The 23,622-nt window shown below is 68.7% G+C and carries 21 protein-coding genes and 1 pseudogene; 18 read left to right on the top strand and 4 right to left on the bottom strand.

Features of this window, described 5'->3' with window-relative positions; all coding sequences use genetic code 11:
• Positions 1–30: 30 nt before the first annotated feature.
• On the top strand, positions 31–249 hold the full coding sequence (locus U5K29_13550; GenBank protein MDZ7679560.1) for a twin-arginine translocase TatA/TatE family subunit: 219 nt from the start codon (positions 31–33) through the stop codon (positions 247–249).
• 54 nt (positions 250–303) lie between these two features.
• Here the strand turns inward: U5K29_13550 and U5K29_13545 are convergent, their stop codons facing one another.
• The gene (locus U5K29_13545) at positions 304–555 is read right to left on the bottom strand and encodes a WhiB family transcriptional regulator (protein MDZ7679559.1); all 252 of its coding nucleotides are present in this window, start codon (positions 553–555) and stop codon (positions 304–306) included.
• A 147-nt stretch (positions 556–702) separates the two neighbouring features.
• On the opposite strand from U5K29_13545, the gene U5K29_13540 reads away from it, so the two are divergent.
• Positions 703–984 carry a hypothetical protein gene (locus tag U5K29_13540; protein MDZ7679558.1) on the top strand — a complete coding sequence of 94 codons (282 nt, stop codon included), beginning with the start codon at positions 703–705 and terminating at the stop codon, positions 982–984.
• 19 nt (positions 985–1,003) lie between these two features.
• On the opposite strand, the gene arsA is transcribed toward U5K29_13540, so the two are convergent.
• Positions 1,004–2,788: an arsenical pump-driving ATPase gene (arsA, locus tag U5K29_13535; protein MDZ7679557.1), complete on the bottom strand. Its 1,785-nt coding sequence runs from the start codon at positions 2,786–2,788 to the stop codon at positions 1,004–1,006.
• 157 nt (positions 2,789–2,945) lie between these two features.
• On the opposite strand from arsA, the pseudogene U5K29_13530 reads away from it, so the two are divergent.
• The 6 genes and pseudogenes from U5K29_13530 (at position 2,946) to U5K29_13505 (ending at position 11,984) form a co-directional block, all read left to right on the top strand.
• Positions 2,946–3,827, top strand: a pseudogene (locus U5K29_13530) (4Fe-4S dicluster domain-containing protein).
• A 69-nt stretch (positions 3,828–3,896) separates the two neighbouring features.
• Entirely contained in the window at positions 3,897–4,808 is a 912-nt protein-coding gene (locus U5K29_13525) for a 4Fe-4S dicluster domain-containing protein (GenBank protein ID MDZ7679556.1), read from the top strand.
• Complete coding sequence (gene nrfD / locus U5K29_13520; GenBank protein ID MDZ7679555.1) at positions 4,808–9,031, top strand: NrfD/PsrC family molybdoenzyme membrane anchor subunit; 4,224 nt, start codon at positions 4,808–4,810, stop codon at positions 9,029–9,031. Before U5K29_13525 ends, nrfD begins: the two co-directional genes overlap by 1 nt.
• A 69-nt stretch (positions 9,032–9,100) precedes the next feature.
• Complete coding sequence (locus U5K29_13515; GenBank protein MDZ7679554.1) at positions 9,101–9,424, top strand: carboxymuconolactone decarboxylase family protein; 324 nt, start codon at positions 9,101–9,103, stop codon at positions 9,422–9,424.
• Between the two features lie 26 nt (positions 9,425–9,450).
• A complete protein-coding gene (locus U5K29_13510) occupies positions 9,451–11,532 on the top strand; it encodes an RNA degradosome polyphosphate kinase (GenBank protein MDZ7679553.1) in 2,082 nt (693 codons plus the stop codon).
• Positions 11,529–11,984, top strand: a complete 456-nt coding sequence (locus U5K29_13505) for an NUDIX hydrolase (GenBank protein MDZ7679552.1) — start codon at positions 11,529–11,531, stop codon at positions 11,982–11,984. Before U5K29_13510 ends, U5K29_13505 begins: the two co-directional genes overlap by 4 nt.
• Here the strand turns inward: U5K29_13505 and U5K29_13500 are convergent.
• Positions 11,918–12,328 carry an ArsI/CadI family heavy metal resistance metalloenzyme gene (locus tag U5K29_13500; GenBank protein MDZ7679551.1) on the bottom strand — a complete coding sequence of 137 codons (411 nt, stop codon included), beginning with the start codon at positions 12,326–12,328 and terminating at the stop codon, positions 11,918–11,920. The genes U5K29_13505 and U5K29_13500 overlap by 67 nt on opposite strands.
• 111 nt (positions 12,329–12,439) lie before the next feature.
• On the opposite strand from U5K29_13500, the gene U5K29_13495 reads away from it, so the two are divergent.
• The 10 genes from U5K29_13495 (at position 12,440) to U5K29_13450 (ending at position 22,366) form a co-directional block, all read left to right on the top strand.
• Positions 12,440–12,781, top strand: coding sequence for a metalloregulator ArsR/SmtB family transcription factor (locus U5K29_13495; GenBank protein ID MDZ7679550.1), 342 nt, complete (start codon positions 12,440–12,442; stop codon positions 12,779–12,781).
• Positions 12,782–12,794: 13 nt separating this feature from the next.
• The gene (locus U5K29_13490; GenBank protein MDZ7679549.1) at positions 12,795–13,958 is read left to right on the top strand and encodes a M48 family metallopeptidase; all 1,164 of its coding nucleotides are present in this window, start codon (positions 12,795–12,797) and stop codon (positions 13,956–13,958) included.
• A gap of 299 nt (positions 13,959–14,257) precedes the next feature.
• Positions 14,258–15,238 carry a PstS family phosphate ABC transporter substrate-binding protein gene (locus tag U5K29_13485; protein ID MDZ7679548.1) on the top strand — a complete coding sequence of 327 codons (981 nt, stop codon included), beginning with the start codon at positions 14,258–14,260 and terminating at the stop codon, positions 15,236–15,238.
• Positions 15,239–15,275: 37 nt separating this feature from the next.
• Complete coding sequence (gene pstC, locus U5K29_13480; protein MDZ7679547.1) at positions 15,276–16,238, top strand: phosphate ABC transporter permease subunit PstC; 963 nt, start codon at positions 15,276–15,278, stop codon at positions 16,236–16,238.
• Positions 16,235–17,158: a phosphate ABC transporter permease PstA gene (gene pstA, locus U5K29_13475; protein ID MDZ7679546.1), complete on the top strand. Its 924-nt coding sequence runs from the start codon at positions 16,235–16,237 to the stop codon at positions 17,156–17,158. Before pstC ends, pstA begins: the two co-directional genes overlap by 4 nt.
• A 6-nt stretch (positions 17,159–17,164) precedes the next feature.
• Positions 17,165–18,067: a phosphate ABC transporter ATP-binding protein PstB gene (pstB, locus tag U5K29_13470; protein ID MDZ7679545.1), complete on the top strand. Its 903-nt coding sequence runs from the start codon at positions 17,165–17,167 to the stop codon at positions 18,065–18,067.
• A 28-nt stretch (positions 18,068–18,095) separates the two neighbouring features.
• Complete coding sequence (phoU, locus tag U5K29_13465) at positions 18,096–18,806, top strand: phosphate signaling complex protein PhoU (GenBank protein MDZ7679544.1); 711 nt, start codon at positions 18,096–18,098, stop codon at positions 18,804–18,806.
• A 28-nt stretch (positions 18,807–18,834) separates the two neighbouring features.
• A complete protein-coding gene (locus tag U5K29_13460) occupies positions 18,835–20,082 on the top strand; it encodes an ATP-binding protein (GenBank protein ID MDZ7679543.1) in 1,248 nt (415 codons plus the stop codon).
• Between the two features lies 1 nt (position 20,083).
• Entirely contained in the window at positions 20,084–20,791 is a 708-nt protein-coding gene (locus tag U5K29_13455) for a response regulator transcription factor (GenBank protein ID MDZ7679542.1), read from the top strand.
• A gap of 78 nt (positions 20,792–20,869) precedes the next feature.
• Entirely contained in the window at positions 20,870–22,366 is a 1,497-nt protein-coding gene (locus tag U5K29_13450) for an MFS transporter (protein ID MDZ7679541.1), read from the top strand.
• Positions 22,367–22,387: 21 nt separating this feature from the next.
• Here U5K29_13450 and U5K29_13445 read toward each other — a convergent pair whose 3' ends face one another.
• Positions 22,388–23,620 (bottom strand): zinc-dependent metalloprotease, encoded by a 1,233-nt coding sequence (locus tag U5K29_13445; protein ID MDZ7679540.1) that lies wholly within the window; start codon positions 23,618–23,620, stop codon positions 22,388–22,390.
• Between the last annotated feature and the right edge of the window lie 2 nt (positions 23,621–23,622).

The following is a 23,622-nucleotide window of genomic DNA, read 5'->3' as shown; positions in this document are numbered from 1 at the left end:
ATCTGACCCCGGTGGCGGTAGGGTGACGGTGTGAATCCTGGACCGTGGCAGCTGGCCATCATCCTGGTCATCGTCTTGGTGCTCTTCGGGGGCGCCAAGCTCCCCCAGCTCGCTCGTTCGCTCGGTGAAGCCCAGCGCGAGTTCCGCAAGGGACAAGACGAGATCGGCGATGGCAGCAACAAGTCATCCGACAACTCAACCGAGGACGACACCTCGGCCAAGGGCACGTCGAACAACGACGAAGCCTGACCGCTGATCTGGTCGCCTGACTCCGAGCGACGGCTCATGTGGCCGGCGGGCGGGTCAGCTGGTCGACTCGGCGCCTTCGGCCGCGAGCCGACGGCGCCGCAGGATCCGGCGCCGTTCGCGCTCTGAGGTGCCGCCCCACACCCCGTGGTCGATCCGGTGGGCGAGCGCGTACTCGCGGCACGGGTCCTTGACCGGGCACTCGACGCACACCTTCTTGGCGATCTCGACGCCCACCCCATCGCTGGGGAAGAACATGGCCGGGGGCCGGTCGTTGCACAGACCCTTGGTCATCCACTCGTTGTCCATGTCGCCTCCGATCGATGTATATACGGACCGGAAGGGCACTTGGTTCCCGATTCCAGCCAAAATCCGCCCGGCGAAGTTCCGGCCACGCTCGACCGATCACTCCACGGTAGGGTGTCGGGCCAGCCAATCCCACTCCCAGGAGCCCAGATGTCCGAACAGATCGCCGAGGAGTACGAGCCGCCACGGGGCAGCGTGGTGGTGGTCTACCTCGGGCCGGTGGCCCCGCACTGGGACGTGCGCAGCGAGTTCGGCGACCCGAAGGTCATCGAGGGGTTCCGCACCCGGGTCCTGTCCCGTCTCCTGCTGCTGCCGCCGCACGATCCTCAGTTCCGTCGCAACCGCGAGCGCGTCGCCCGCGACGCCGAGCGCGAGAACCTCACGCTGCGCTGGGATCTCGGCATCCCCGAAGAGGACGAGCCCCAGGGCTGAGTCACCGGTCCGCCGGTGGTCAGGGACCGAGCACCGTGTCGACGTCGGGCTCGGCGAGCCACGGCACCAGCCAGGTCCGCGAGCTCAGCTCGGTCTGGACCCGTTCGAGGTGGTGTCGCTCGTTGGCGGCCCGCTGGGCCAGCACGCCATCGGTGGTCCCGGTGGCCGACAGGCTGGCGTTGACGACCCAGCCGTAGGGCTCGATGTCGGCCCGGCGGAGGTCGTCCTGGAGTTCGCTCGCCTCCTGCACCGGGGTCGATTCGGCGAGGGTGACCAGCACCACCCGAGTGAAGCTCGGGTTCTGGATCCGCATCAACGGTGTCGTGATCCGGCCACCGACGTCGGTCGAGGTCCGCATCACCTCGCGGTGATAGGCACCGGTCTGGTCGAGGAGCATCAGTGTGTGTCCACTCGGCGCCGTGTCGACCACCACGTGTCGTCGGCGGCCGTCGCGCAGTACCCCGGCGAAGGCCTGGAACACCGCGATCTCCTCGGTGCAGGGCGAGCGGAGATCTTCCTCGAGCAGGGCCCGCTGTTGGGGATCCAGGTCGCGGGCTGACCGCAGCTTGGTGTCGACATAGCGTTGGAGCTCGGCCGCGGGGTCGATGCTGGTCACCTCCAGCTCCGAGGTGTCGGTGTCGTCGAGGACGTCGCTGAACCGCCCGGCCGGGTCGGTGGTGGCCAGGTGCACGTCGGCGCCGGCGCGCGCGAGTCCTACCGCCACTGCCGCGGCGACGGTCGTCTTGCCGACCCCGCCCTTGCCCATCACCATCGTGACCCCGGGCCCCGCCTCGAGCAGTTCGGCGACGAGCGCGTGCACGCCCCCGACCTGGCTGGGTGGTTCGAACCGCGCCTGGTCGGGAGCGCCGGTCCCACCGATGATGTGGCGGAGAGCTTCGGCGCCGGTGATCTCGATGCCGCTCAGCGGAACCCGTGTCCCGGGAAGCCCGTCGAGTGGTGCCGGCAACGCGTCGAGCGCGGCTCGCTGGCGGTGGGCATAGGCCGTGGCGATCGCGTCGTCGGGAGCCGGGTGTTCGAGCACGCCGTTGATGATCAGACGCTGGTTCTCGACCCCGAGCGCTGCCAGCTCGGACGCCGCTCTCGCCGCTTCGCGAAGTGCCGAGCGTTCGGGTCTGCTCACCAGCATCACCGTCGTGCGGGTGGAGTCGCTCAGCGCGGCGACGGTGCCCTCGTAGAGCTGGCGCTTCTCCTCGAGGGCGGCGAGCGGTCCCAGACAGCTCGCTCCCGCGGGGGAGTCGACGAGGTAGTCGCTCCACGCGGCGGGAAGGCTGAGCAGTCTCAACGTGTGTCCGGTGGGGGCGGTGTCGAAGACGATGTGGTCGTAGTCCGACGCGTTCGCCTCCGAGCCGAGCAGCAGACTGAACTCGTCGAAGGCGGCGATCTCGACGGTGCACTGCCCCGCCAGCTGCTCCTCCATCGAGGCCAGATCGGCCGCGGGCACCACCTCGCGGAACGGCGCCAGGGTGCGCTCTCGGTAGTCGTGGGCAGCGGCTTCGGGGTCGATGTTCACCCCGTCGAGTCCCACGACCCCATGCACGGGCGTGGGGGTCTGGCCCAGCGGGGTGCCGAGCACGTCGTCGAGGTTCGACGCAGGGTCGGTGCTGACGATGAGCACCCGCCTGCCCTGGTCGGCCAGCGCGACCGCGGTGGCCGCGGCGACGGTCGTCTTGCCGACCCCGCCCTTGCCGGTGAAGAGCAGGTGGCGGGTCGCCGGAGCGTGCCAGTCGATCGGTTCGAGCGCTGGGGTGACCGGCAGGTGCGGGGCGGTCGTCTGAGGTTCCATGTGGTCCTCGGGCCAACCTAGCAACGAGCCACGCCGGAGTTCGCTGCCATTCGGCGGGAAGCTCCAGGACCTTGGTCCCTAGCTATCGTGGAGCGATCCAGGCCACCATCGTGCCCATACACGACATGGCAGGAACCCCGGCAGATTGGTCCCGTTGATGGCACTCGCACCCAGCTTGCTCCCGCCCCCCGTCTTCGACATGTCCCGTTGCGCCGCAGGCGGTGACGGCATCGCAGGATGTCGAGCCTGTGTCCAAGGCTGTCCCTATCAGGCGATCGTCGCTCGCGAAGGGCCGAACGGCACCGAGATCCACATCGACGCGGGGCAGTGCCACCGCTGCGGCGCGTGCACCGCCCTGTGTCCGACCTCGTCGTTGGAGCGGTCGTTCCTGCCCGATGCCGAGCTGCGGGCCATGGTGGTCGACGCCGCCGTCGGCGGTCGACCGGTGTTGGTCAGCGGTCCGTGCCACGAGGGCCTGGCGGCCAGAGCCAGCGAGGACGGGTGGGCCACGGTCGAGGTCCCCTCGGTGCTCGTCATCGACGAGGTGGCCCTGCTCGCCGGTCTGCGAGCCGGCGCCGTCGCATTGGCGGTCGTGGGCTGTGACGAGTGCCATCACGACGCGCTCCACCTCGTCCAGGATCACGCGGAGGTCGCAGCCCAGCTCTCCGGTCGCCACGGATCGATCCTGGTGGCCGATTCGAGAGCGGCCGGGCTCGACGAAGCCCTCGCCACCATGGGCCGTGAGGCGAAGCCTGAACCTCGCGAGATGCCCATCGGCTTCCCCGGTCCCAGCGAAGCTCCCCGGCGGTCGGTCCTCGCGCAGTTGCTCGCCGACATGGACCCAACCGACGACGCCGAGACGAGCCTGGTGGCCGGGTTCGGTCACATCTCGGTCGAGGACGAGGGCTGCACCATGTGCGGCGCCTGCGCCCGGACCTGTCCGACAGGGTCCATCCAGCTCTCCGACTCAGACGGTGTGCTGTCGGCACGCGACGTCGATTGCGTCGAGTGCGGACTGTGCGTCACCGCCTGCCCCGAGCAGGTGATCTCCCTCCGACCGGCCGTGGCGAGCCAGCTCGTGGAGCGCAGGACCCTGGTGGTCGATGAGATGGTGCCCTGCGCGGGGTGCGGCGAGCCGCACCTGCCCGCCCGCCTGCTGGCACACGCCAAGCAGGTGGTTCGCGACAGCGGCCGTCCACCGACCCGGTCGAGCCGGCAGCTCGATCTCTGCCCCAGCTGCCGGGTGGTGGCAGACGAAGGGCTGCGCGTCACCGACGACGACGGCCGGCCCACGCCGGTCGGCCTGCCCCAGCTCGATCGTCGTTCGTTCCTCGTGGGGAGCGCGGCGACCGTGGGCGGCGTCCTGGGCATGATCGCCACTGGTGCGGAGCCGGCCGCCGCCCAAGCCGCGCCCGTCGAGCCCGCCGGCCGGCTGGGGATGGTGATCGACATCGGACGATGCATCGGTTGCCATGCGTGCACGGCGGCGTGCAAGGCCGAGAACCACGTGCCCCTCGGCGTCTACCGCGATTGGGTCGAGGAGTACGTGCAGGGCACCTACCCCGATGCCCGCCCGGTGTTCGTGCCGAAGCTCTGCAACCACTGCACTGATCCGGGCTGCATGCGTGCGTGCCCCACCGGGGCGATCTTCCGACGCTCCGACGGCATCGTCGATCTCGACCACAGCATGTGCATCGGGTGCCGGGCCTGCAACCAGGCCTGCCCCTACGGCGCCACGTTCGTCGACCCGGTGCGACACACCGCCGACAAGTGCAACCTGTGCGCCCATCGCGTCGACGAGGGCCTCCGGCCGGCATGTGTCGACGTGTGCCCTTCCCAGTGCCGCGTGTTCGGTGATCTCGACGACCCGAACAGTGCGCCCAGCCAGTTGATCGCCAGCCAGCCGACCGACGTGCTGCGCCCAGAGCTCGGTCTCGGGCCCAACGTCCACTACGTGGGACTGCCGTCGGACCCGGGCGAACCCACCACCGCAGTCACCACCGGAACCAGGGAGTTGTGATGGATCAGAGTCTCGTCAACGAGCACATCCGCTGGGGTGTGGTCGTCGTCACCTACCTGTTCCTCTCAGGTATCGGTGCCGGCAGCCTCATCGTCGCGGTGCTGCCCCGCCTGCCAGGGGTGTTCGAACAGCCAACGCTGTTGCGCCTCCGCCGGGCCGCGATCATCAGCGCCGCGGCGTGCTTCGTCGTCATCCCGCTCGCCGTCATCGCCGACCTCACCCAGCCATGGCGGATGTGGAGGGTCCTGTTCGCCCCGAACGAGACCTCGGCGATGCCCTACGGATCGGTGTCGCTGCTCATCCTGACCGCGCTCATCGCCGTCAACCTCTGGCTGATCCACCGGCCCGGGTTCGCCCGAGTGGCGTCGGAGCGCGACGACATCGTCGGGCGGCTCGCCGGGCTCCTCGCCGGTCGCCAGCAGGAGCCCGATGCTCCGCTCTCACCTTCGGCCGAGCGGTTCGCTCGGGGGCTCGCGATCGCATCGGTGATCGCCGCGGTCGCCTTCGTCGCCTACACCGGGTTCCTGCTGTCGAGCATGACCTCGTTCGGTCTCTGGTACACACCGCTGCTGGGGATCATCTTCGCCTTCGCCGCCCTCGCAGCGGGGTTCCTGTGGCTGTCGATCCTCGCCGGCCTGTCGAAGGAGTTCGCTCGGGACAACGCCCTGGTCCGGCTGCTGGCGGCCAGCGCGGCGGTGCTCCTCGGTGCGCACCTCGGGGTCCGCCTCTGGGGTCTCGCCCACAGCGCCTACGGCGAGAACGAGCTGTGGCCGGCGATCCGCGAGCTGCACTTCAGCCGCGACCTGTTCGCCTTCGTCGGCCTCGAGCTGGTGATCGGCGGCGCGGCGGCTGTTGGCCTGCTCACCTGGGCCGCGGTGCGCAGCCACCCCCGGGCGGCAGCGGTCGGAGGCCTGCTCGGTCTCGTCGGCCTCTACGCGAGCCGGTGGATGATCGTGATCGGCGGCCAGACGATCTCGCGCACCGGCGAGGGGTTCGTCGACGAGGCGGTGCACATCGGCGGCCGTGAGGGTGTGGTCGCCGCCTCGGGTCTGGTGATCTGGGCGCTGGTGGTCGGCGTGCTGCTGTGGATCGTGCTCCCCCACGACGAAGGGCCGGTTGCTGCCACGACTCCCGGCGAGGCCGCGTCGCGGACGCGGCGGGCCCTGCTGGGTGTCGCCGTGGGCGCGGTCGCTGCGGTTGCCGCGGGCTGGTCGACGATCCGTGCGCTGATCCAGCCCGAGTACAAGGCTCAGGTGTCGGGGCCCACGCCCCCCTCTGCCGACGCGGTGGTGCACACGATCTGTCTGTCCTGTGATGCTCGTTGCGGGAGCCGCGCCATCATCCGGGACGGCAAGGTGCGAACGCTGCTGGGGAACCCGTATCACCCGGCATCGACGATGAACCAGCCGATCGACTTCGAGACCCCGATCGCCGAGGGCCTCCGCGCCAGCGGATCGCTCTGCCTCAAGGGTGTCTCCGGGCTCCAGTACCTCTATGACCCCTACCGGATCCACCTGCCCCTGAAGCGCACTGGTCCCCGAGGGTCCGCGCAGTTCGAACCCATCGGTTGGGATCAGTTGATCACCGAGTTGGTCGAGGGTGGGCGCCTGTTCGAGCACATCGGTGAGGATCGTGAGATCGAGGGCTTCCGCGCCCTGCACTCCACCGAGCCACTCGACCCCGATGTGCCCGAGCTCGGACCCCGCGCCAACCAGGTCGTGTGGAACACCGGGCGAGGTCAGTCGGGGCGCCAGGACTTCATCGAGCGGTTCCTCGCCGCCTACGGCAGCATCAACTACGTCAGCCACACAGACCTCTGCCAGATGAACTGGTATGTGACCAACTACCTGTTCACCGGCCGACACAACCCCGATGTCAGCGGGCACAGCCAGCTCTTCGCCGACATCAACAACAGCGAGTACATGCTGTTCTTCGGCGTCAACCTCGGTGGCGGGTGGAAGCCCGGCGTCAACACCTCTGCACCCATCCTCGCCAACCGGCACGCTCGCGGCGACGGGCACCTCGTGCTCGTCGACCCGTACGTGCCCCCGGGGCGTGGGTACGCCGACGAGTGGGTCCCGGTGAAGCCCGGCACCGACGCAGCGATGGTGCTCGGGATGATCCGGTGGATCCTCGACAACGACCGCTACAACGAGGCGTACCTCGCTCACGCCAACGAGAGCTCGGCGCGCGGTGCGGGCGAGACCACCTGGTTGAACGCCCCCTATCTGGTCGTCCGCGAGGAAGGAGACGAGCGGTATGGCCGGTTCCTTCGGGCGAGCGACCTCGGGTTGGGCGACGACGAGTACGTGGTGATCGATGCGGCGACCGGCCAGCCCGCGGCGAACACCTCGGTGTCGACCGGCGAGCTGTTCGTCGATCGTGAGGTGGTCGATGCCGACGGCCGATCCCTCGCGGTGAAGACGGCACTGCAACTGCTCCGGGACGAGGCCGAGCGCAACTCGGTCGCGGAGTGGTCCGAGATCGCCGGCGTGCCGGTCGAGACCGTCGAGCGCCTCGCCGACGAGTTCACCAGCCACGGTCGCAAGGCCACCGCCTCCTGCTATCGCGGCGCGACCATGCACTCGATGGGCATCTACGCCGGGTTGGCGATCCAGATGCTCAACGCCCTGGTCGGCAACTTCGACCGTCGTGGCGGCATGACCAAGAACGCCGGAGGACCCGCCTGGAGCGAAGGTCGGTACGACCTCGAGACCATCGACGGGGCCCCCGACAAGGGCGGGGTGCACATCTCCCGGGTCGGGACCAAGACCGACATCGCCTACGAGGAGTCCAGCGAGTACCGGCGCAAGGTCGAGGCAGGCCAGGATCCGTACCCGTCGGATCGCCCCTGGTACCCGTTCACTCACGCCGGGATCACCACCGAGGCGCTGGGCGCGGTGGCCACCGGCTACCCGTACCGCCCGAAGATCTACATCAACTACTACATCAACCAGCTTCACTCGATCCCCGGTGGCCGCCGCTTCCGTGAGGCGGTCAAGGACCCGGATCAGCTTCCGCTGTTCATCTCCGTCGACACGACCATCAGCGAGACCAGCGTCAACTCCGACTACATCATTCCCGACGCGATGTACCTCGAACACTGGGGCTTCATGGGCCAGCAAGCAGGCGCGGTCCAGCAGCCCCACGTCGCGGTCCGCACGCCGGCGGTCGAGCCGCTCACCGGTCGTACCGACGATGGCCGTCCCATGACGATGGAGACCTTCCTCATCGACGTGGCCGCCGAGCTCGGTCTGCCAGGGTTCGGCGACGATGCCATCCCCGGCGCCGGACCGCTCGAGGGCGAGAGGTTCCCGTTGCGGCGTGCGGAGGACTTCTACCTCCGTGGCGTTGCCAACCTGGCGTCGAACGCCGGAACACCCCTCGCGGACGCGGACGAGTTGAGCTTCGTCGAGTCGGGCTACCCGGTGGCAGCACATCGCGAGATCCTCGACTCCGACGAGTGGTCACGATCGGCCTACCTGCTGGCACGAGGTGGCTACTTCGAACCTCCCGAGGCGGCATGGGACGACGACGAGGTGCACACGACGGGGCTCAAGATCGATCCGGCCGCGCCGCTGCAGGTGTGGCACGAGGTGCTCGCCACCACGGTCAACCCCGCGCTCGGTCGCACCCTTCCGGGATGCGCGACCTACCTGCCTGCCGAGGACGGAACCGGACAGCGGTTCGAGGACATCGACCAGGAGTACCCGTTCCATGTCGTCACCTTCCGCCTCTCGACCCGGACCAAGTCCCGCACGGCCTACGACTACTGGGCCCTCGAGGTCAACCCGAGGAACTTCGTCGAGATGAATCCGATCGACATCGAGCGGCTCGGCTTGCATCGGGGCGACAAGGTGCGGATCAGTTCGGCGAGTGACAGCACCGAAGGGGTCCTGTTCCCGTCCGAGCGGGTCCGGCCTGGAGTCATCGCCGGCACCCACCACTTCGGGCACACCCAGCAGGGCACCACCGACTGGCAGATCCGCGACGCGGCAAGTGCGGTGAACGGCGGCTCCTACATCAACCCGGTGATGCACGGGACGTCGACCTCGCCGGCACGTGGCGACAAGGTGACCGGCGATCCGCGCCGTGGTTCTGCGGGGTTCAACGTCAACGACGCGATGCGACGCAACGACGAGCTCGACAACACGCCGTTGGTCGACAACGCCGGTGGTGCCACGGTGTTCCTCGACACGAGGGTCAAGGTGGAGCGCGTGTGAGCGCGGCTCGCGGGCGGGCTCGGTCCTGACTAGCGTCGGGATCGAGCCCGGCTGATCCAGGAGGCCATCGTGACCGACCACATCCCCGAGGTGTACACCGACCTGCGTGGCGCCCACCCCGAGATCGCCGAGGCGCTCGACCGACTGGGCGAGCTCACCTCGGCCACGGGTCCGCTCGACGATCGCACCGTGCGCCTGGTGAAGCTCGGCATCGCTGCCGGAGCCCAGGCCGATGGAGCGGTCCGGTCCCACGCCCGCAGAGCCCTGGCCGATGGGATCAGCCCCGACGAGCTCCGCCAGGTGGCCCTGCTCACCATCACCACCCGGGGCTTTCCCGCTGCGGTGGCGGCCTGGGGATGGATCGACGAGGTGATCGCGGCCGAGGGCGGGTGAGGTCGGCCCCTCGGTACAGTGGCCCGGTGGCACTGGTCGAGGCAGAGGACACAGCTCGGTTCTTCAACCGCGAGCTGTCGTGGTTGCAGTTCAACACCCGTGTGCTCGAACTGGGAGAGGATGCCGACCAGCCCCTGCTCGAACGGGCCAAGTACCTGGCCATCTTCAGTCAGAACCTCGACGAGTTCTTCCAGGTGCGCGTCGCGGGCCTGAAGGAGCAGGTGGCGGCAGGCATCACCAAGCGCACCCCCGACGGACGCAGTCCCGCCCAGCAGCTGCTGGAGATCCGCGAGTCGGTCGAGGCGCTCATCGTCCGCCAGGAGCGGACCTTCATCGAGGAGATGGTGCCCGAGCTGGCGGCGGCAGGGATCGTGTTCTCCGAGTACCACGACCTCGACGAGGACGACCGCAAGTTCCTCGACGAGGAGTTCGAGCACCGCATCTTTCCGGTGCTCACACCGCTGGCGGTCGACCCCGGCCACCCGTTCCCCTACATCTCGGATCTGTCGCTCAACCTGGCGGTGGTGGTGCGCAACCCCGACACCGACGAGGTCCTGTTCGCCCGGGTGAAGGTGCCGAGCCTGTTGCCGCGGTTCGTGGTCCTGCCCGATGGTGAGCGATTCGTGCCCCTCGAACAGGTCATCGCCGCTCACCTGGGCCAGCTGTTCCCCGGCATGGTGGTCGACGAGCACGTCCCGTTCCGGGTCACCCGCAACGCCGACCTGACCCTCGACGAGGACGAGGCCGAGGACCTGCTGTCCGCGGTCGAGGTGGAGCTGCGCCGGCGGCGCTTCGGCGCTGCGGTCCGGCTCGAGGTCGACCTCACCATGTCGGAGTCCATCCGCAGCTTGTTGGTGCGCGAGCTCGAGCTCACCGACGATGACGTCTACCCCCACGCAGGGCCTCTCGGGCTCGGGGGCCTGTGGTCGTTGCACGAGCTGGCCCGGCCCGACCTCAAGGATCCCGCCTGGGCACCGGTCACCGAACCTCGTCTGACCGACACCGACGACGAGCCGCTCGACATCTTCGCCGAGCTCGGCAAGGGGCCCGTCCTCGTCCACCACCCCTACTCGTCGTTCGCGGCCTCGGTCGAGGAGTTCGTGCGCCAAGCCGCAATCGATCCGAAGGTTCTGGCGATCAAGCTCACCCTGTATCGGACCTCCGGCGACAGTCCGATCATCGGGTCGCTCATCCGGGCGGCCGAGCGAGGCAAGCAGGTGGCGGTGCTCATCGAGCTCAAGGCCCGCTTCGACGAGCAGGCCAACATCGAGTGGGCGAGACGACTCGAACAGGCGGGGGTGCACGTCGCCTATGGCTTTGCTGGCCTCAAGATCCACACCAAGACCGTGCTCGTGGTGCGCAACGAGTCCGACCGGATCCGCCGCTACTGCCACATCGGCACCGGCAACTACAACCCCAAGACCGCGCGGCTGTACGAGGACCTGGGGTTGCTGTCGGCCGACGACGACCTGGGTGCCGACCTCACCCAACTGTTCAACTTCCTGACCGGCTACGCGCGCGAGGTCAGCTACCGCCGGCTGCTCGTGGCGCCGCACCGGTTGCGGGACCGGATCGTCGAGCTCATCCGCGGTGAGGTGGCGGCAGGCCCCGAGCGTGGTCGCATCCGCATGAAGATGAACAGCCTCGTCGACGCCACCATGATCGAGGAGCTCTACGCGGCGGGCGCGGCCGGCATCCCCATCGACTTGATCATCCGCGGCATCTGTTGTCTCCGACCCGGCGTGCCGGGCCTGTCGGAGCACATCTCGGTGCGGTCGATCGTCGGGCGCTATCTGGAGCACTCCCGCATCTTCCACTTCGCCAACGGCGCGGGGCCGGGTCGGGACGCCTACTTCATCGGGTCGGCCGATCTCATGCCCCGCAACCTCGACCGCCGGGTCGAAGCCCTGGTCGGGATCGACGACCCCGACCTGCAGGGTCGGCTGGCCGAGGTGATCGAGATCAACCTGGCCGATGACCAGCATTCGTGGGAGCTGGGTCCCGACGGCGAGTGGTCCCGCACCAAGGGGCCCCTGGGCCGCAACGCCCACCTCGAGCTGCAGCAGCTGGCCCTCGAACGCTCGGCCCGGCCGGTCCGCGCGGGGTGAGCCGCCCGCTGGTTCGGGCGGCAGGCACGGTCCCGTGGCGGATCGGCGATGCCGGCCCCGAAGTGCTCGTCGTGCATCGTCCCCACTACGGCGACTGGACGGTCCCGAAGGGAAAGCTCGACCCCGGCGAGGGTTGGGCCGATGCCGCGGTGCGCGAGACCGAGGAGGAGACCGGGTTCGTCGGCGAGCTCGGTCCACAGCTGTGCGCCACCGCGTATGCGGTCACCGCCGGACCGAAGCTGGTCCGGTACTGGCTGCTGCGGGTGGCCGGTGGCCGGTTCTCGCCCAACGACGAGGTCGATGAGATCCGTTGGCTTCCGGTGGACCAGGCCCGTTCGTTGGTGCTGTACCCGACCGATCGGGCGGTGCTGGGCTCGGCTGCTGCTCAGCTGGCGCAGCAGGCCGAGACCGCCGATGGCACCGATGCCCCGCCGTCGTCGGTGATCGTGTAGATCTCCCACCTGGTGCCGTCGGCGCCGTCGATCCACACCTTGTCCTGCACCGCGAAGCAGCAGTCGACCTGGTCCTCGACGTCGGTGTCCATGCCCTGGTCGGCGAGGCGGCGGGTGGCGGCGGTGACGTCGTCGGTGGAGTCGACCTCGACCCCGAGGTGGTTGAGGCTGCCGCTGTCGGCCGACTCGTTCTGGATGAGCACCAGCTTGAGCGGGGGTTCGGCGATCTCGAAGTTGGCGTAGCCGTCGCGGCGCTTGTGGGGTTCGGTGCCGAAGAGCTTCGAGTAGAAGTCGACGGCGGTGTCGACGTCGGCGACGTTGAGGGCGAGCTGGACTCGGGACATGGCGGGGGTTCTCCAATGCATTGATGGTTGTCGATGCAAAGGTCAGCATGGCCCGCACATCGATTCCTGTCAATACATGATGGGCCCGAGTGGGAGTAGCCTGGAGCCGCCATGGACGTGAAGCCGATCGCTGCCTGCTGTGAACCGCTCCTCGACGCGCCGCTCTCGGAGTCAGAGGCCGAGGATCTGGCGGCGGCGTTCAAGGTGCTCGCCGACCCCGCCCGGTTGCGGCTGTTCTCGCTCATCGCCAGTGCCGGTCAGGGCGAAGCGTGTGCCTGCGACCTGGTCGAGCCGTTGGGCAAGAGCCAGCCGACGGTCTCGCACCACCTGGCGGTCCTCACCGACGCCGGCCTGGTCACCCGCGAGAAGCGGGGCCGCTGGGCGTGGTACCGCGCCAACGCCGACCGTCTCGCGGTGCTGGCCGATGCGCTCGGCTCCGCTCTGGCCGTCTGACAACCTGGGTCCCGTGACCTCACCCTTCTCCACCTGGCGCCGCGTCCCCAACCGCCCCGACGACTGGTTCAGCGTCGACGAGCTGACCCGCTCGCGCGACTACCAGCGCCCGCTCACCCGGCTGAAGGTGATCCGGGGCGCGGTCACCGCGGTCACCATCGGCCTGTTCATCCTCGTCGAGGCCGGCCCGCGGCTGATCGACTGGGTGGGCGCCACCAACTGGGTCGTCCAGCTGCTGGTGGTCATCGTCGCCCTCGAGCTCATCTCCCTGGTCTACAACCCGATCCTCGACTGGTGGGTCGACCTCGTGCACGACAAGCGGTGGGGTCTGTCCAACCAGACCCCCAGGGGGTTCGTGGCCGACCAGGTGAAGAGCCTGGCGCTCGGCATCGTCATGTACCTGATCCTGCTCGTGCCCCTCTATGCCCTCATCCGGGGCACCGACCTGTGGTGGGTCTGGGGCTGGCTGCTGCTGGTCGGCTTCAGCGTTGGCCTGGGCTTCGTGTACCCCATCGTCATCGCCCCGATCTTCAACACCTTCACCCCGCTCGACGATGACGACCTCGAGGCCCGCATCGCCGACATCGCCGATCGGGCAGGGGTCGGCATCGAAGGTGCCTACGTCGCCGACGAGAGCCGCCGCTCGACCCGAGACAACGCCTATGTCGCCGGGCTGGGCGCCACCCGTCGCGTCGTGCTCTTCGACACCATCCTCGAGCACCCTCCCGAGGTCGTCGCCCAGGTCGTCGCCCATGAGGTCGGCCACTGGCGCCTGCACCACCTGCGCCGTCAGATCCCCCTCGCCGCGGGCCTGGCGCTGGCCATGATGTTGGCGCTGCGGGCGTTGTCGGAGTGGGACGGGCTGTGGTCCTGGGCGGGGATGACCGGCCTCGGCGACCCCGCGTCGCTGCCGATCCTCCTCGTCGCCATCCAGCTCGGATTCGGCGCCATGGGGGTCGTCTCCTCGCTCGTGTCCCGTGCCTTCGAACGCCAGGCCGACGTCCAGGCCCTCGAACTGCTCGACGACCCCGACCGCATGCAGGACATGATCCGCCGGTTGCACGTGAAGAACCTCTCCGACCTCGACCCCGGGGTGTTCAAGCGGCTGCAGGCCAGCCATCCCCCGGCGGCAGAGCGCATGGCCCTCGTCGATGCCTGGGTGGGCGCCCGCAACTGATCCCACGGAGTCGTTGCCAGGCCGTCCCACCTAGCGCCGACAACCACCGCAGTTGTCGGCGCAAGGTGGGACAGGTCGCGTGCCGCGGGTCCCGCTCGATGGCGTGGGTCGATGTAACGCAACCGCGTCGGGACGGTCGCCTGCCGGGAGGGTTCTGACCCGCGCTGAGGTGGCCCCGGGGCCGGGTTCACCAACTGTTCACCTGAACGTCGGCCTGCCTTCGTCTCGCACCGGTAGGCACGAAACCTTCACTTCGTATGGTGCTCGTACATCAACGAAACCAGTGGAGGAAACCCCCCTTGTACACACGAACGAAGTGGCTGTCAGCACTGGTGGCCATGCTCTTGATCGTGGCCGCCTGCGGCAACGACGACGAGCCGATCAGCGGCGATGCCAGCGGCGGCGACGGAGACGAGGAGCTGTCTGGCACCGTCCGGGTCGATGGTTCCAGCACCGTCGGGCCGCTCTCCGAGGTGGCGGCCGAGATGTTCATGAACGCGACCCCGGGTGTCCGGGTCGACGTCGCCATCTCAGGCACCAGCGGCGGCTTCCAGAAGTTCTGCAGCGGTGAGAACGACATGAACAACGCTTCCCGACCCATCAAGGACGAAGAGGTCGAACTGTGCGATGAGAACGGCATCACCGTCGAAGGGATCCGGGTGTCGAACGACGCTCTGGCGCTTCTCGTGAACAACGAGAACCCCGTCGAGTGCCTCACCGTCGAGCAGGCCACGCAGATCTGGGACGACGGCTCGACCGTCGACACCTGGGGTGACATCGACGGTCTCGACATCCCTGCCGACATGGCAGGCGAGGCCCTCACCCTCTATGGACCGGGCACCGACTCAGGCACCTTCGACTTCTTCACCGAGGAGATCAATGGTGAGTCAGGGCGCATCCGCAACGACTACGTCGACATTGGCGAGGATGACGCCGCGGCAGTGACCGCGGTTCAGGGCGATGTCTACGCCATGGGCTATGTCCCCTACTCCTACTTCCAGGAGGCTGGCGATTCGGTCAAGCCGCTGCAGATCGACGGTGGCGAGGGGTGCGTCGAGGCGACCATCGAGAACGTGGCCAACGGTTCCTACACGCCGCTCGGCCGGCCCCTCTTCACCTACGCCAACAATCAGGCCATCCAGCGCCCCGAGGTCTTGGCGTTCATGGAGTTCCACATCGAAGAGGCCGAGGACATCGCCGTCACCGCCGGCTACGTCCCGCTGACCGAGGATCAGAAGGCGGAGGAGCTCGCGAAGATCCAGGCGCTGCTCGGCAACTGATCTTGACCATGGCACTTCGTAACGAAAGCCCCTCGGCATGAGTATGAGTCACATCGCCGCCTCCAGCGTCGGCGTGGATCCCGGTCCACGCCGGTCGCTGGAGGCGGCGAGCCCGCGCCATGGCGAGAAGCTGATCAAGATCATCCTCGGCATGTGCGCGACGGTCTCGGTGCTCGTCACCACCGCCATCGTCGTGTCGCTGCTGGTGCCGTCGGTCAACCTGTTCCGCGAGGTCTCCATCCGCGAGTTCCTGACTGGGACCCAATGGGCGCCGGCGTTTGCCAACCCCACCTTCGGCGTGCTGCCCATCGTCGTCGGCACGCTCATGGTGGTGGTGTTCGCCATGGTGGTGGCGGTCCCCATCGGCCTCGCCTCGGCGATCTATCTTTCCGAGTACGCCAGCCGCAGGGTCCGCAAGCTCGTCAAACCCGTGCTCGAGGTGCTCGAAGGCATACCCACGGTGGCCTTCGGCATCTTCGCCTTCTCGTTGCTCACCCCCACCTTCCAGGATCTGCTGCCCGGGATGTCGTGGCGGGGCCCGTTCAGCATCGGTGTGGCCGGCATCACCGTCGGCCTCCTGATCGTCCCCCTCGTGGCGTCGGTGTCCGACGATGCCATGCGGGCGGTGCCCGCCGACCTGCGTCAGGGCGCCTACGCGTTGGGCGCCAGCCGGATGAAGGTCGCGGTCCGCGTCGTCATCCCCGCCGCCATCTCGGGCATCGTGGCTGCCTTCGTGCTGGCGGTCTCACGCGCCATCGGTGAGACCATGGTGGTGGTCATCGTCGCCGGGGCCGGTGATCCCACCCTCAGCTTCGATCCGTTCCAGGGCGCCCAGACGATGACCGCCTACATCGCCGGACGGGCGACGGGCGACATCGCGGCGGGAACGATCGTGTACGACACGATCTTTGCCGTCGGTGCCCTCCTGTTCATCATGACCTTCGCCATGAACATGCTGGCCATCAGGCTGGTGCGCCGCTTCCGGGAGGCCTACGAATGACCGCTGCTCGCACCCAGCTCGCGGTGTCCGGCGCACGGGCCGCCACCGAGCGGACCTTCGGGACGCGCTCGCGTGCCGACAAGGTGGGCAACACCGTCTTCCAAGCCGTCCTCTTCCTGGGGCTCTCGCTCGCCCTGTTGACGATCGTCGCCCTGATCACCTGGGCCGCGGTCAAGGGTGGACAGCGCCTGAGCTTGGACATCATCACCAACGGACCCTCGACGGTCGATCCCACACAGTCCGGCTTCCGCACCGCCATCCTGGGCACCGTGTACCTGATCGGCGGGGTCATCGCCCTGATCGTCCCGCTCGGGGTGGGATCGGCGATCTACCTCGAAGAGTACGCCGACGGGACGAAGTGGTGGAACCGCCTGATCGAGCTCAACATCCAGAACCTGGCCGGGGTGCCTTCGATCGTGTTCGGCATCCTTGGCCTCGCCTTCATCGTCCGTGGACCGCTCAGCCTCGGCTTCGTGGTCGCCGCCGGATCGCTCACCCTGGCGCTGCTGGTGCTTCCCACCGTCATCCTCGCTGCTCGCGAAGCGATCCGGTCGGTGCCGCCGTCGATCCGCGACGGTTCGCTGGCGCTCGGGGCGACGCCCTGGCAGACGATCCGTCGCCAGGTGCTGCCGGCTGCCATCCCCGGGATCCTCACCGGTGTGATCCTGGCCGTGGCCCGAGCCATCGGCGAGGCGGCGCCCTTGCTGCTGGTGGGGGCGGTCACCTTCGTGCGCTTCGACCCCAACTTCTTCTCCGGCGGCTACTCCGCGCTCCCGGTGATGATCTTCAACTACTGGGGACGCCCCCAGGACGAGTTCCGGGTGCTGGCCATCGCCGGGATCCTCGTGATGCTGGGCGTGCTGCTGCTCATCAACTCCACCGCCGTCTATCTCCGCAACCGCTATGAACAAGACTGGTAGGACACCATGCCCGACAACACCATGACCCAGGAGCCCGAGCTTTCCGTGACCGAGCCGACCTCCGCCCCGCCGATCTCCGCCGAGTTCTCGCTCGGCGCGCTCGCTGCCCGCAGCGCTGATGTCTCGAGTTCGACCGAGCGCACGTTCGAGCTGGACAGGGTGAGCGTCCACTACGGGTCGCACCTGGCGGTGCGCGATGTCTCGCTCGACCTCTTCCACAACGACATCACCGCCCTCATCGGACCGTCGGGATGCGGCAAGAGCACCCTCTTGCGGTGCCTCAACCGCATGAACGACCTCATCCCCACGGCGCGGGTCAGCGGTACTGTCCGCTACCACGGCCAGGACATGTACGGCCCCAAGGTCGACCCGGTGCAGGTCCGCAAGCTGATCGGCATGGTGTTCCAGAAGCCCAACCCGTTCCCCAAGTCGATCTACGACAACGTCGCCTTCGGGCCGAGGGTGCTGGGCCAGCGCAAGAATCTCGACGACACCGTCGAGGGGGCGCTTCGCGACGCCTACCTGTGGGACGAGGTCAAGGACCGGCTCGGGGACAACGCCTATGGCATGTCCGGTGGCCAGCAGCAGCGACTGTGCATCGCCCGCTGTCTGGCGGTGCAGCCAGACGTGATCCTGATGGACGAGCCCTGCTCGGCGCTCGACCCCGTCTCCACCGCCCGCATCGAGGACCTGATGGTCGACCTCAAGGCCCGCTACACGATTGTGATCGTCACCCACAACATGCAACAGGCCGCTCGCGTGGCCGATCGCACCGCGTTCTTCTCGGTTGAGGCCGGCGACGGGCCCGATCGCACCGGGGTGCTGGTCGAGTGCGACCGCACCGAACGCATCTTCTCCAACCCGGCTGACGAGCGCACCGAGAACTACGTCACCGGCCGGTTCGGATGACGGCAGAGGTGCGATGATGGAGGAGTCCATGACCGAGACACGCAAGCAGTTCCACGAGGAGCTCGACGAGCTGGCGCAGGCGGTCATCCGCGCGGCCGCCATGGCCACCGAGGCCATTCCGCGGGCCACCTCAGTGCTGCTCGGCAACGACCTCGAGGGTGCCCAGTCGCTCATCGAGCACGACGACGACCTCGACGAGGCGAGCCTCGAGAACGAGGAGCAGGCGATCAGGCTCATGGCCCTGCAGCAACCGATGGCGGGGGACCTGCGGCGCATCGTGACCGCGCTGAAGCTCAACGGCGAGATCGAGCGATCCGGCGACCTGGCCGTGAACATCACCAAGGCGTCACGGAGAATCTATGGGGTCGAGTTCACGCCCAAGCTCCGGGGCCTGATCGAGGCCATGAGCGTCGAAGCTGCCCGGCTGCTGCGGTTGGCCATCGATGCCTACGCGGACGGAGATGCGGGCCTTGCCGCCGCGCTCGATGACATGGACGACCGTCTCGACGGGCTCAACAAGGAGTTCGTCCAGGCGATCTTCGAGGCCCACACCGACGAAGCCATCGACCTGCAGGCGGCGGTGCAGCTCGCGCTGGTCGGTCGCTACTACGAACGGATCGGCGACCACGCGGTCAACATCGGCAACCAGACCCAGTTCATGGTCACGGGGTGGATGCCCGAGCACACCGGCGCCGCACGGGTCAAGGCCCGCCGCGACGCCGAGGAGCATCGAGGCTGATGCTGCTCCTGGTCCCGTCCGAGCTCCGGTGACCGCGACCATCACCATCGTTGCCGTGGCCGTCGCCCTCGCCATCGCCTATGGGATCCACCTCGTGTCGGTGCGGCAGGCGACCCGTCGAATCGACCGGGTGGCGGACTCGCTCGACCCGACGACCATCCGGCGCCGCACCGACGACCTGGGTGCCACCGTCGATCGCCTCGAGCGCTCGGCCCGGGTGGCCGGCGCCGAGCGATCCGACCGCGAGCAGGCCGAGCAACGGCTCTCCCGCAGCCTCGATGCCATCCCACAGGGCGTGGTGGTGGCCGACGGCAGCGGCGAGGTCGTGTTCCGCAACCAGCCCGGGTCGCTCTACTCGGAGGCACGCCACAGCGATGCGCTCGTCGAGGCCGCCATCGGCAACCTCTTGCAGCGGGCGATCGGCGGCGAGACCGCGGTCGAGACCGTCGAGCTGCACAGCCCGCCACGGCGGGTGCTGGTGATCACCGCGGTGCCGCTCGACCCCGACACCGTCGGTCCTGGAGCGATCGCGGTGATCGACGACGTCACCGAGCGTCGCCGGCTCGAAGCGGTGCGGCGAGACTTCGTGGCCAACATCAGCCACGAGCTCAAGACCCCGGTCGGTGCCCTGGCGCTGTTGGCCGAGACCCTCGTCGGAGAGGAGGACCCTGCGGTCACCAGCCGGTTGTCCGAGCGGATCTTCAACGAAGCGCACCGGGTGGGCCGCACCATCGAGGACCTCCTCGAGCTGAGCAGGATCGAAGCTGAGGAGCATCCCCACCGCGAGGCCGTCCCGGTGGCCCAGGTCCTGCAGAGCGCGGCGGCCCGCATGCGACCGGCAGCAGACCAGCAGGGCATCACCATCACCGTGGCCGACACCAGCGCGCACCTCACCGTGGTGGGCGACGAGCGCCAGCTCGTCTCGGCGGTGTTCAACCTGCTCGAGAACGCGGTGAAGTACAGCGAGGCGGGCTCCAAGGTGCAGCTCAGGGCCACGAGCGACGGATTGTCGGTCGACATCTCGGTGCAGGATCACGGCATGGGCATCCCCAGCCGCGACCTCGAGCGGGTGTTCGAGCGCTTCTACCGCATCGATCGGGCTCGGAGCCGCCAGACTGGTGGCACCGGTCTCGGATTGGCCATCGTCCGCCACGTGGTCAACAACCACCACGGCGAGGTGCTGGTCGAATCGGTGGAAGGCGAGGGCTCCACCTTCACCCTCCGGTTGCCGACCGGCGACGGTCCCGTACCTGTGACGACATCAGAGGCAGGTTGACATGGCAGTGGCCGAGGCGACGATCCTCGTCGTAGAGGACGAGGAGGCCTTCGTCGAAGCCCTCACCGTCGGGCTCGAACGCGAGGGCTTCCGGGTCCACGTGGCCCGAGACGGAGCCGAGGCGTTGACCATGTACGAGTCGGTCGATCCCGACCTGGTGCTGCTCGACCTGATGCTGCCCAAGGTCTCCGGCGTCGACGTGTGTCGCGAGATCCGCAAGACGTCGAAGGTGCCGATCATCATGGTCACCGCCAAATCTGCCGAGATCGACACCGTCGTCGGCCTGGAGGTGGGCGCCGACGACTACGTCACCAAGCCGTACCGGCTCCGCGAGCTGGTCGCCAGGATGCGGGCGGTGCTGAGGCGAGCCCCGGGCGACGCCGCCCCCGCGCCATCGGGCGAGGCGCTCGAGGTGGGCGACGTGTCCATCGACCCCGAGGCTCACGAGGTCACCATCCGGGGCGAGCGGGTCGGGTTGCCCCTGAAGGAGTTCGAGCTGCTCAACCTGCTGGTGGAGAACGCGGGCCGGGTCCTGCCCCGTGAGACCCTCATCGATCGCATCTGGGGGATGGACTACGTCGGCGACACCAAGACCCTCGACGTGCACATCAAGCGACTCCGGTCCAAGGTCGAGGACGATCCGGCCAATCCATCCAGGATCATCACGATCCGCGGGCTCGGCTACAAGTACAGCGTCCCCCGGCCCTGAGCCGACCTTCGTGAGAGGTCGTGAGCGCGGCGCGCCTGGCGGTTGGGCGGCTCCTACGATGGCCACGGTGAGGTCCGTGTGAGCGACACCCCCGGTTGGCAGCCCCTCTCGCCGCGGCGACGCTCCGACCCCGGCGCGTTCGTGGTGTCGCCCTTCGTTCGGCTGGCTCGTACCCACTCGCTGCTGCTGGCCGGCGACGCCATGATCGCCCTCGCCCTCGCCGGGTCGCTGTTCTTCTCGATCGACCCCAACGACGCCCGGTGGCGGGTGGGTCTCTACCTGGCATTGACCATGGCGCCGTTCGCGGTGGTCGCACCGCTCATCGGGCCGGCCGTCGACCGGATGATGGGCGGGCGGCGCTGGATGATCGTCCTGTCGGGAGCGGCGCGGGCGCTCATCGCCCTGCTGATGATCTGGAACCTCGATTCGCTGCTGCTCTTCCCGCTGGCGTTCGGGATACTGGTGCTCGGCAAGGGCTACCACGTCGCGAAGAGCGCGGCGGTGCCGGCGACGGTCACCACCGACGAGGAGCTGGTGGCGGCCAACTCGAAGCTGTCGTTGCTCTCGGGGCTCGCGGGTGCGGCTGCGGTCGTCCCCGCGGGCCTGTTCCTCTGGTTGGGCGGCTCGCCGTGGGTGTGCGGTCTCGCCGCGGTCACCTTCGGAGCGGCCGCGGTGGTGGGGACGAAGCTCCCGTCGGTGGTGGTGGCCACCGAACCGCCCGACGAGACCGAGCGCGCCGAGCTGCGTGGCGCCGGCATCCTGCTCGCGGCGTCGGCCATGGGGCTCATGCGTGGCTTGGTGGGGTTCATGACCTTCCTCATCGCCTTCACGCTGCGCGGCACCCAGGAACGCCCCTTCGTCGAGGAGTTCGGGTCGCGGCTCGGTTCGGCCACCCGCGACCTGCTCGGTGCGACCGTCACCGAGATCTCGACCGGTGCCCCCACGTGGCACTTCGGTGTCGCCGTCGCCATGGCCGGGTTGGGAGCGCCCCTCGGGGCGATCGTGGCTCCCCGCCTCCGTCGCACCGTCCCCGAGGAGCGCATTCTCGTCGCCGCGCTGGTGGTCGTGGTGAGCTGCGGTGTCGTCGCCGCCCTCTACGGGAACCTCGTCGGCGCGGCGCTCGCCGCGTTCAGCGTCAGCATCGCCGCGGCCACCGGCAAGGTCGCGTTCGACTCGATCCTGCAGCGTGACGCCCCCGACGCCAACCGCGGTCGCTCCTTCGCCCGGTTCGAGACCCGGTTCCAGCTGATCTGGGTGGTGGGCGCGGCGATCCCGGTCGTGGTGCCCATCCCGGGGCGGGTCGGCTACCTGATGGTGGCGGCCGGGGCCGCGTTCGCCGCCGGAAGCTATCTTCTCAGCCGCAAGTTTCTGCTGGTCCACGGCCGGATGCGGCGTCGCAAGACCGACGAGGTCACCGACCGCATCAAGACCGAGGCCAAGATCCGGGCCCGGCGGGTGCGCCGGACCGCCACTCTCAAGTTGCGCCCCGGCACCGGCGGCACCGGCCCGAAGGGCGAGCCCCTGCCGCCGGACTACGACGTCGTCGAGCACGAACCGGATCCCGAGGCCCGCTGACCTGGACGGGTGGCGGGCTGGTCAGCCGTCGTCGTCGGGGAGGTCGATGCGGGCCAGCCAGAGACCCGGCGCGTCGATCTCGGCGGGCGTTGGCAGGTCGCGCTCGCTCTGCCACAGGCGGTCGAGGCCCTCGGGCCCGGCCCGTTCGACCACGCCGCCGATGAACGACGAACCCCGGTCATAGAGCGCTTGGGTGAGGTCCAGACCGAGCAGCTGGCCGACGAACCGGTCAGACGGCGCAGCCTCGACCCGGCGCCGGCGCATGGCCTCGGTGATCTGACCGTACCCGGACATGATCCGCCCACCGACGGTGTCCATCACCCAGTCGACATGGCCGACGATGGCCGCGACGAGGGCTTCGAGCTGGGGCAGGGTCGCTTCCTGGGCGGGGGAGCGGATCGCCCCGACCAGCACCTCTGGCTCGGCGAACATCGACTGCATGGCCGCCAGACCCTGGGGATCGCTCGGGTCGAAGGTGCCGAGCCGCTCCTCGAGCGCAGAGCTGTCGGGGTCGAACGACGACGCGAACCGCTCGAGGAGGTCGACCAGACGGGCACGGACGTGGGGGACCGACAGGACCGAGTGGTGGGCGATCTCGTGCAGGCACAGCCACAATCGCAGCTCGGAGCGGTCGAGGCTCCACTCCGAGCCGAACTCGTCGAGGTTCCGCACCACCACCACGATCTCGTCCTGGCCGCGCTGGCGAGGTATCGGGAGGTCGTACTGGCCGAGCGAACGGCTGGCCAGATGGCCGATCATCGAGCCTGCGGTCATGCCCAGCATCATCGGTGACAGCATCTGCATCATCCCGCCGAGCCAGGCCCCCATCGCGGCCTCGGGGTCCTGTTCGAACGCCTCGGGGTCGGCGGGCTCGGGCTGATCGGTGTGCCCCTCGGCAGGTGTCAGCGCCGAGGCGATCGCCTCGAACAGCGGCTTGTAGGCGTCGAGCGAACGGGTCAGCCACTGGGCTCGGGTGACCGGGACGATGCTGGCGCCGGTGCCTGACACCGAGGTGGCGAGCCCGGTGGTGGACCCCACGTGGAGGTCGGCGACCCGGGCGAGCTGTTCGAGCTCCATGCGCTCGGCGGGATCGACGTTGGGTTCGGACTCGCCGCCGAGCGCGATGGAGTGGGCGAGCTGGCGCGCGGCGTCCCACGACACCGGACCCTGCTGGGACAGCATCTTCGCCAGGTCGGCGAAGAACGGCACGCCCTCGAAGGGATCTCCTGCACCGAATGGACCAAATCCGCTCACAC

It is taken from the genome of Acidimicrobiales bacterium, assembly GCA_034521975.1.
Lineage (GTDB): Bacteria > Actinomycetota > Acidimicrobiia > Acidimicrobiales > SKKL01 > SKKL01.
Note: the sequence above shows the minus strand (reverse complement) of the source record. Positions and strands in the feature narration are given on the sequence as shown.

What these genes read in the sequence shown, in the direction of transcription:
- U5K29_13545 (MDZ7679559.1), bottom strand. Translation starts at nt 555, where the DNA reads ATGGACAACGAGTGGATGACCAAGGGTCTGTGCAACGACCGGCCCCCG.
- U5K29_13540 (MDZ7679558.1), top strand. Translation starts at nt 703, where the DNA reads ATGTCCGAACAGATCGCCGAGGAGTACGAGCCGCCACGGGGCAGCGTG.
- arsA (MDZ7679557.1), bottom strand. Translation starts at nt 2,788, where the DNA reads ATGGAACCTCAGACGACCGCCCCGCACCTGCCGGTCACCCCAGCGCTC.
- U5K29_13525 (MDZ7679556.1), top strand. Translation starts at nt 3,897, where the DNA reads ATGGTGCCCTGCGCGGGGTGCGGCGAGCCGCACCTGCCCGCCCGCCTG.
- nrfD (MDZ7679555.1), top strand. Translation starts at nt 4,808, where the DNA reads ATGGATCAGAGTCTCGTCAACGAGCACATCCGCTGGGGTGTGGTCGTC.
- U5K29_13500 (MDZ7679551.1), bottom strand. Translation starts at nt 12,328, where the DNA reads ATGTCCCGAGTCCAGCTCGCCCTCAACGTCGCCGACGTCGACACCGCC.
- U5K29_13495 (MDZ7679550.1), top strand. Translation starts at nt 12,440, where the DNA reads ATGGACGTGAAGCCGATCGCTGCCTGCTGTGAACCGCTCCTCGACGCG.
- pstC (MDZ7679547.1), top strand. Translation starts at nt 15,276, where the DNA reads ATGAGTATGAGTCACATCGCCGCCTCCAGCGTCGGCGTGGATCCCGGT.
- pstA (MDZ7679546.1), top strand. Translation starts at nt 16,235, where the DNA reads ATGACCGCTGCTCGCACCCAGCTCGCGGTGTCCGGCGCACGGGCCGCC.
- pstB (MDZ7679545.1), top strand. Translation starts at nt 17,165, where the DNA reads ATGCCCGACAACACCATGACCCAGGAGCCCGAGCTTTCCGTGACCGAG.
- phoU (MDZ7679544.1), top strand. Translation starts at nt 18,096, where the DNA reads ATGACCGAGACACGCAAGCAGTTCCACGAGGAGCTCGACGAGCTGGCG.
- U5K29_13455 (MDZ7679542.1), top strand. Translation starts at nt 20,084, where the DNA reads ATGGCAGTGGCCGAGGCGACGATCCTCGTCGTAGAGGACGAGGAGGCC.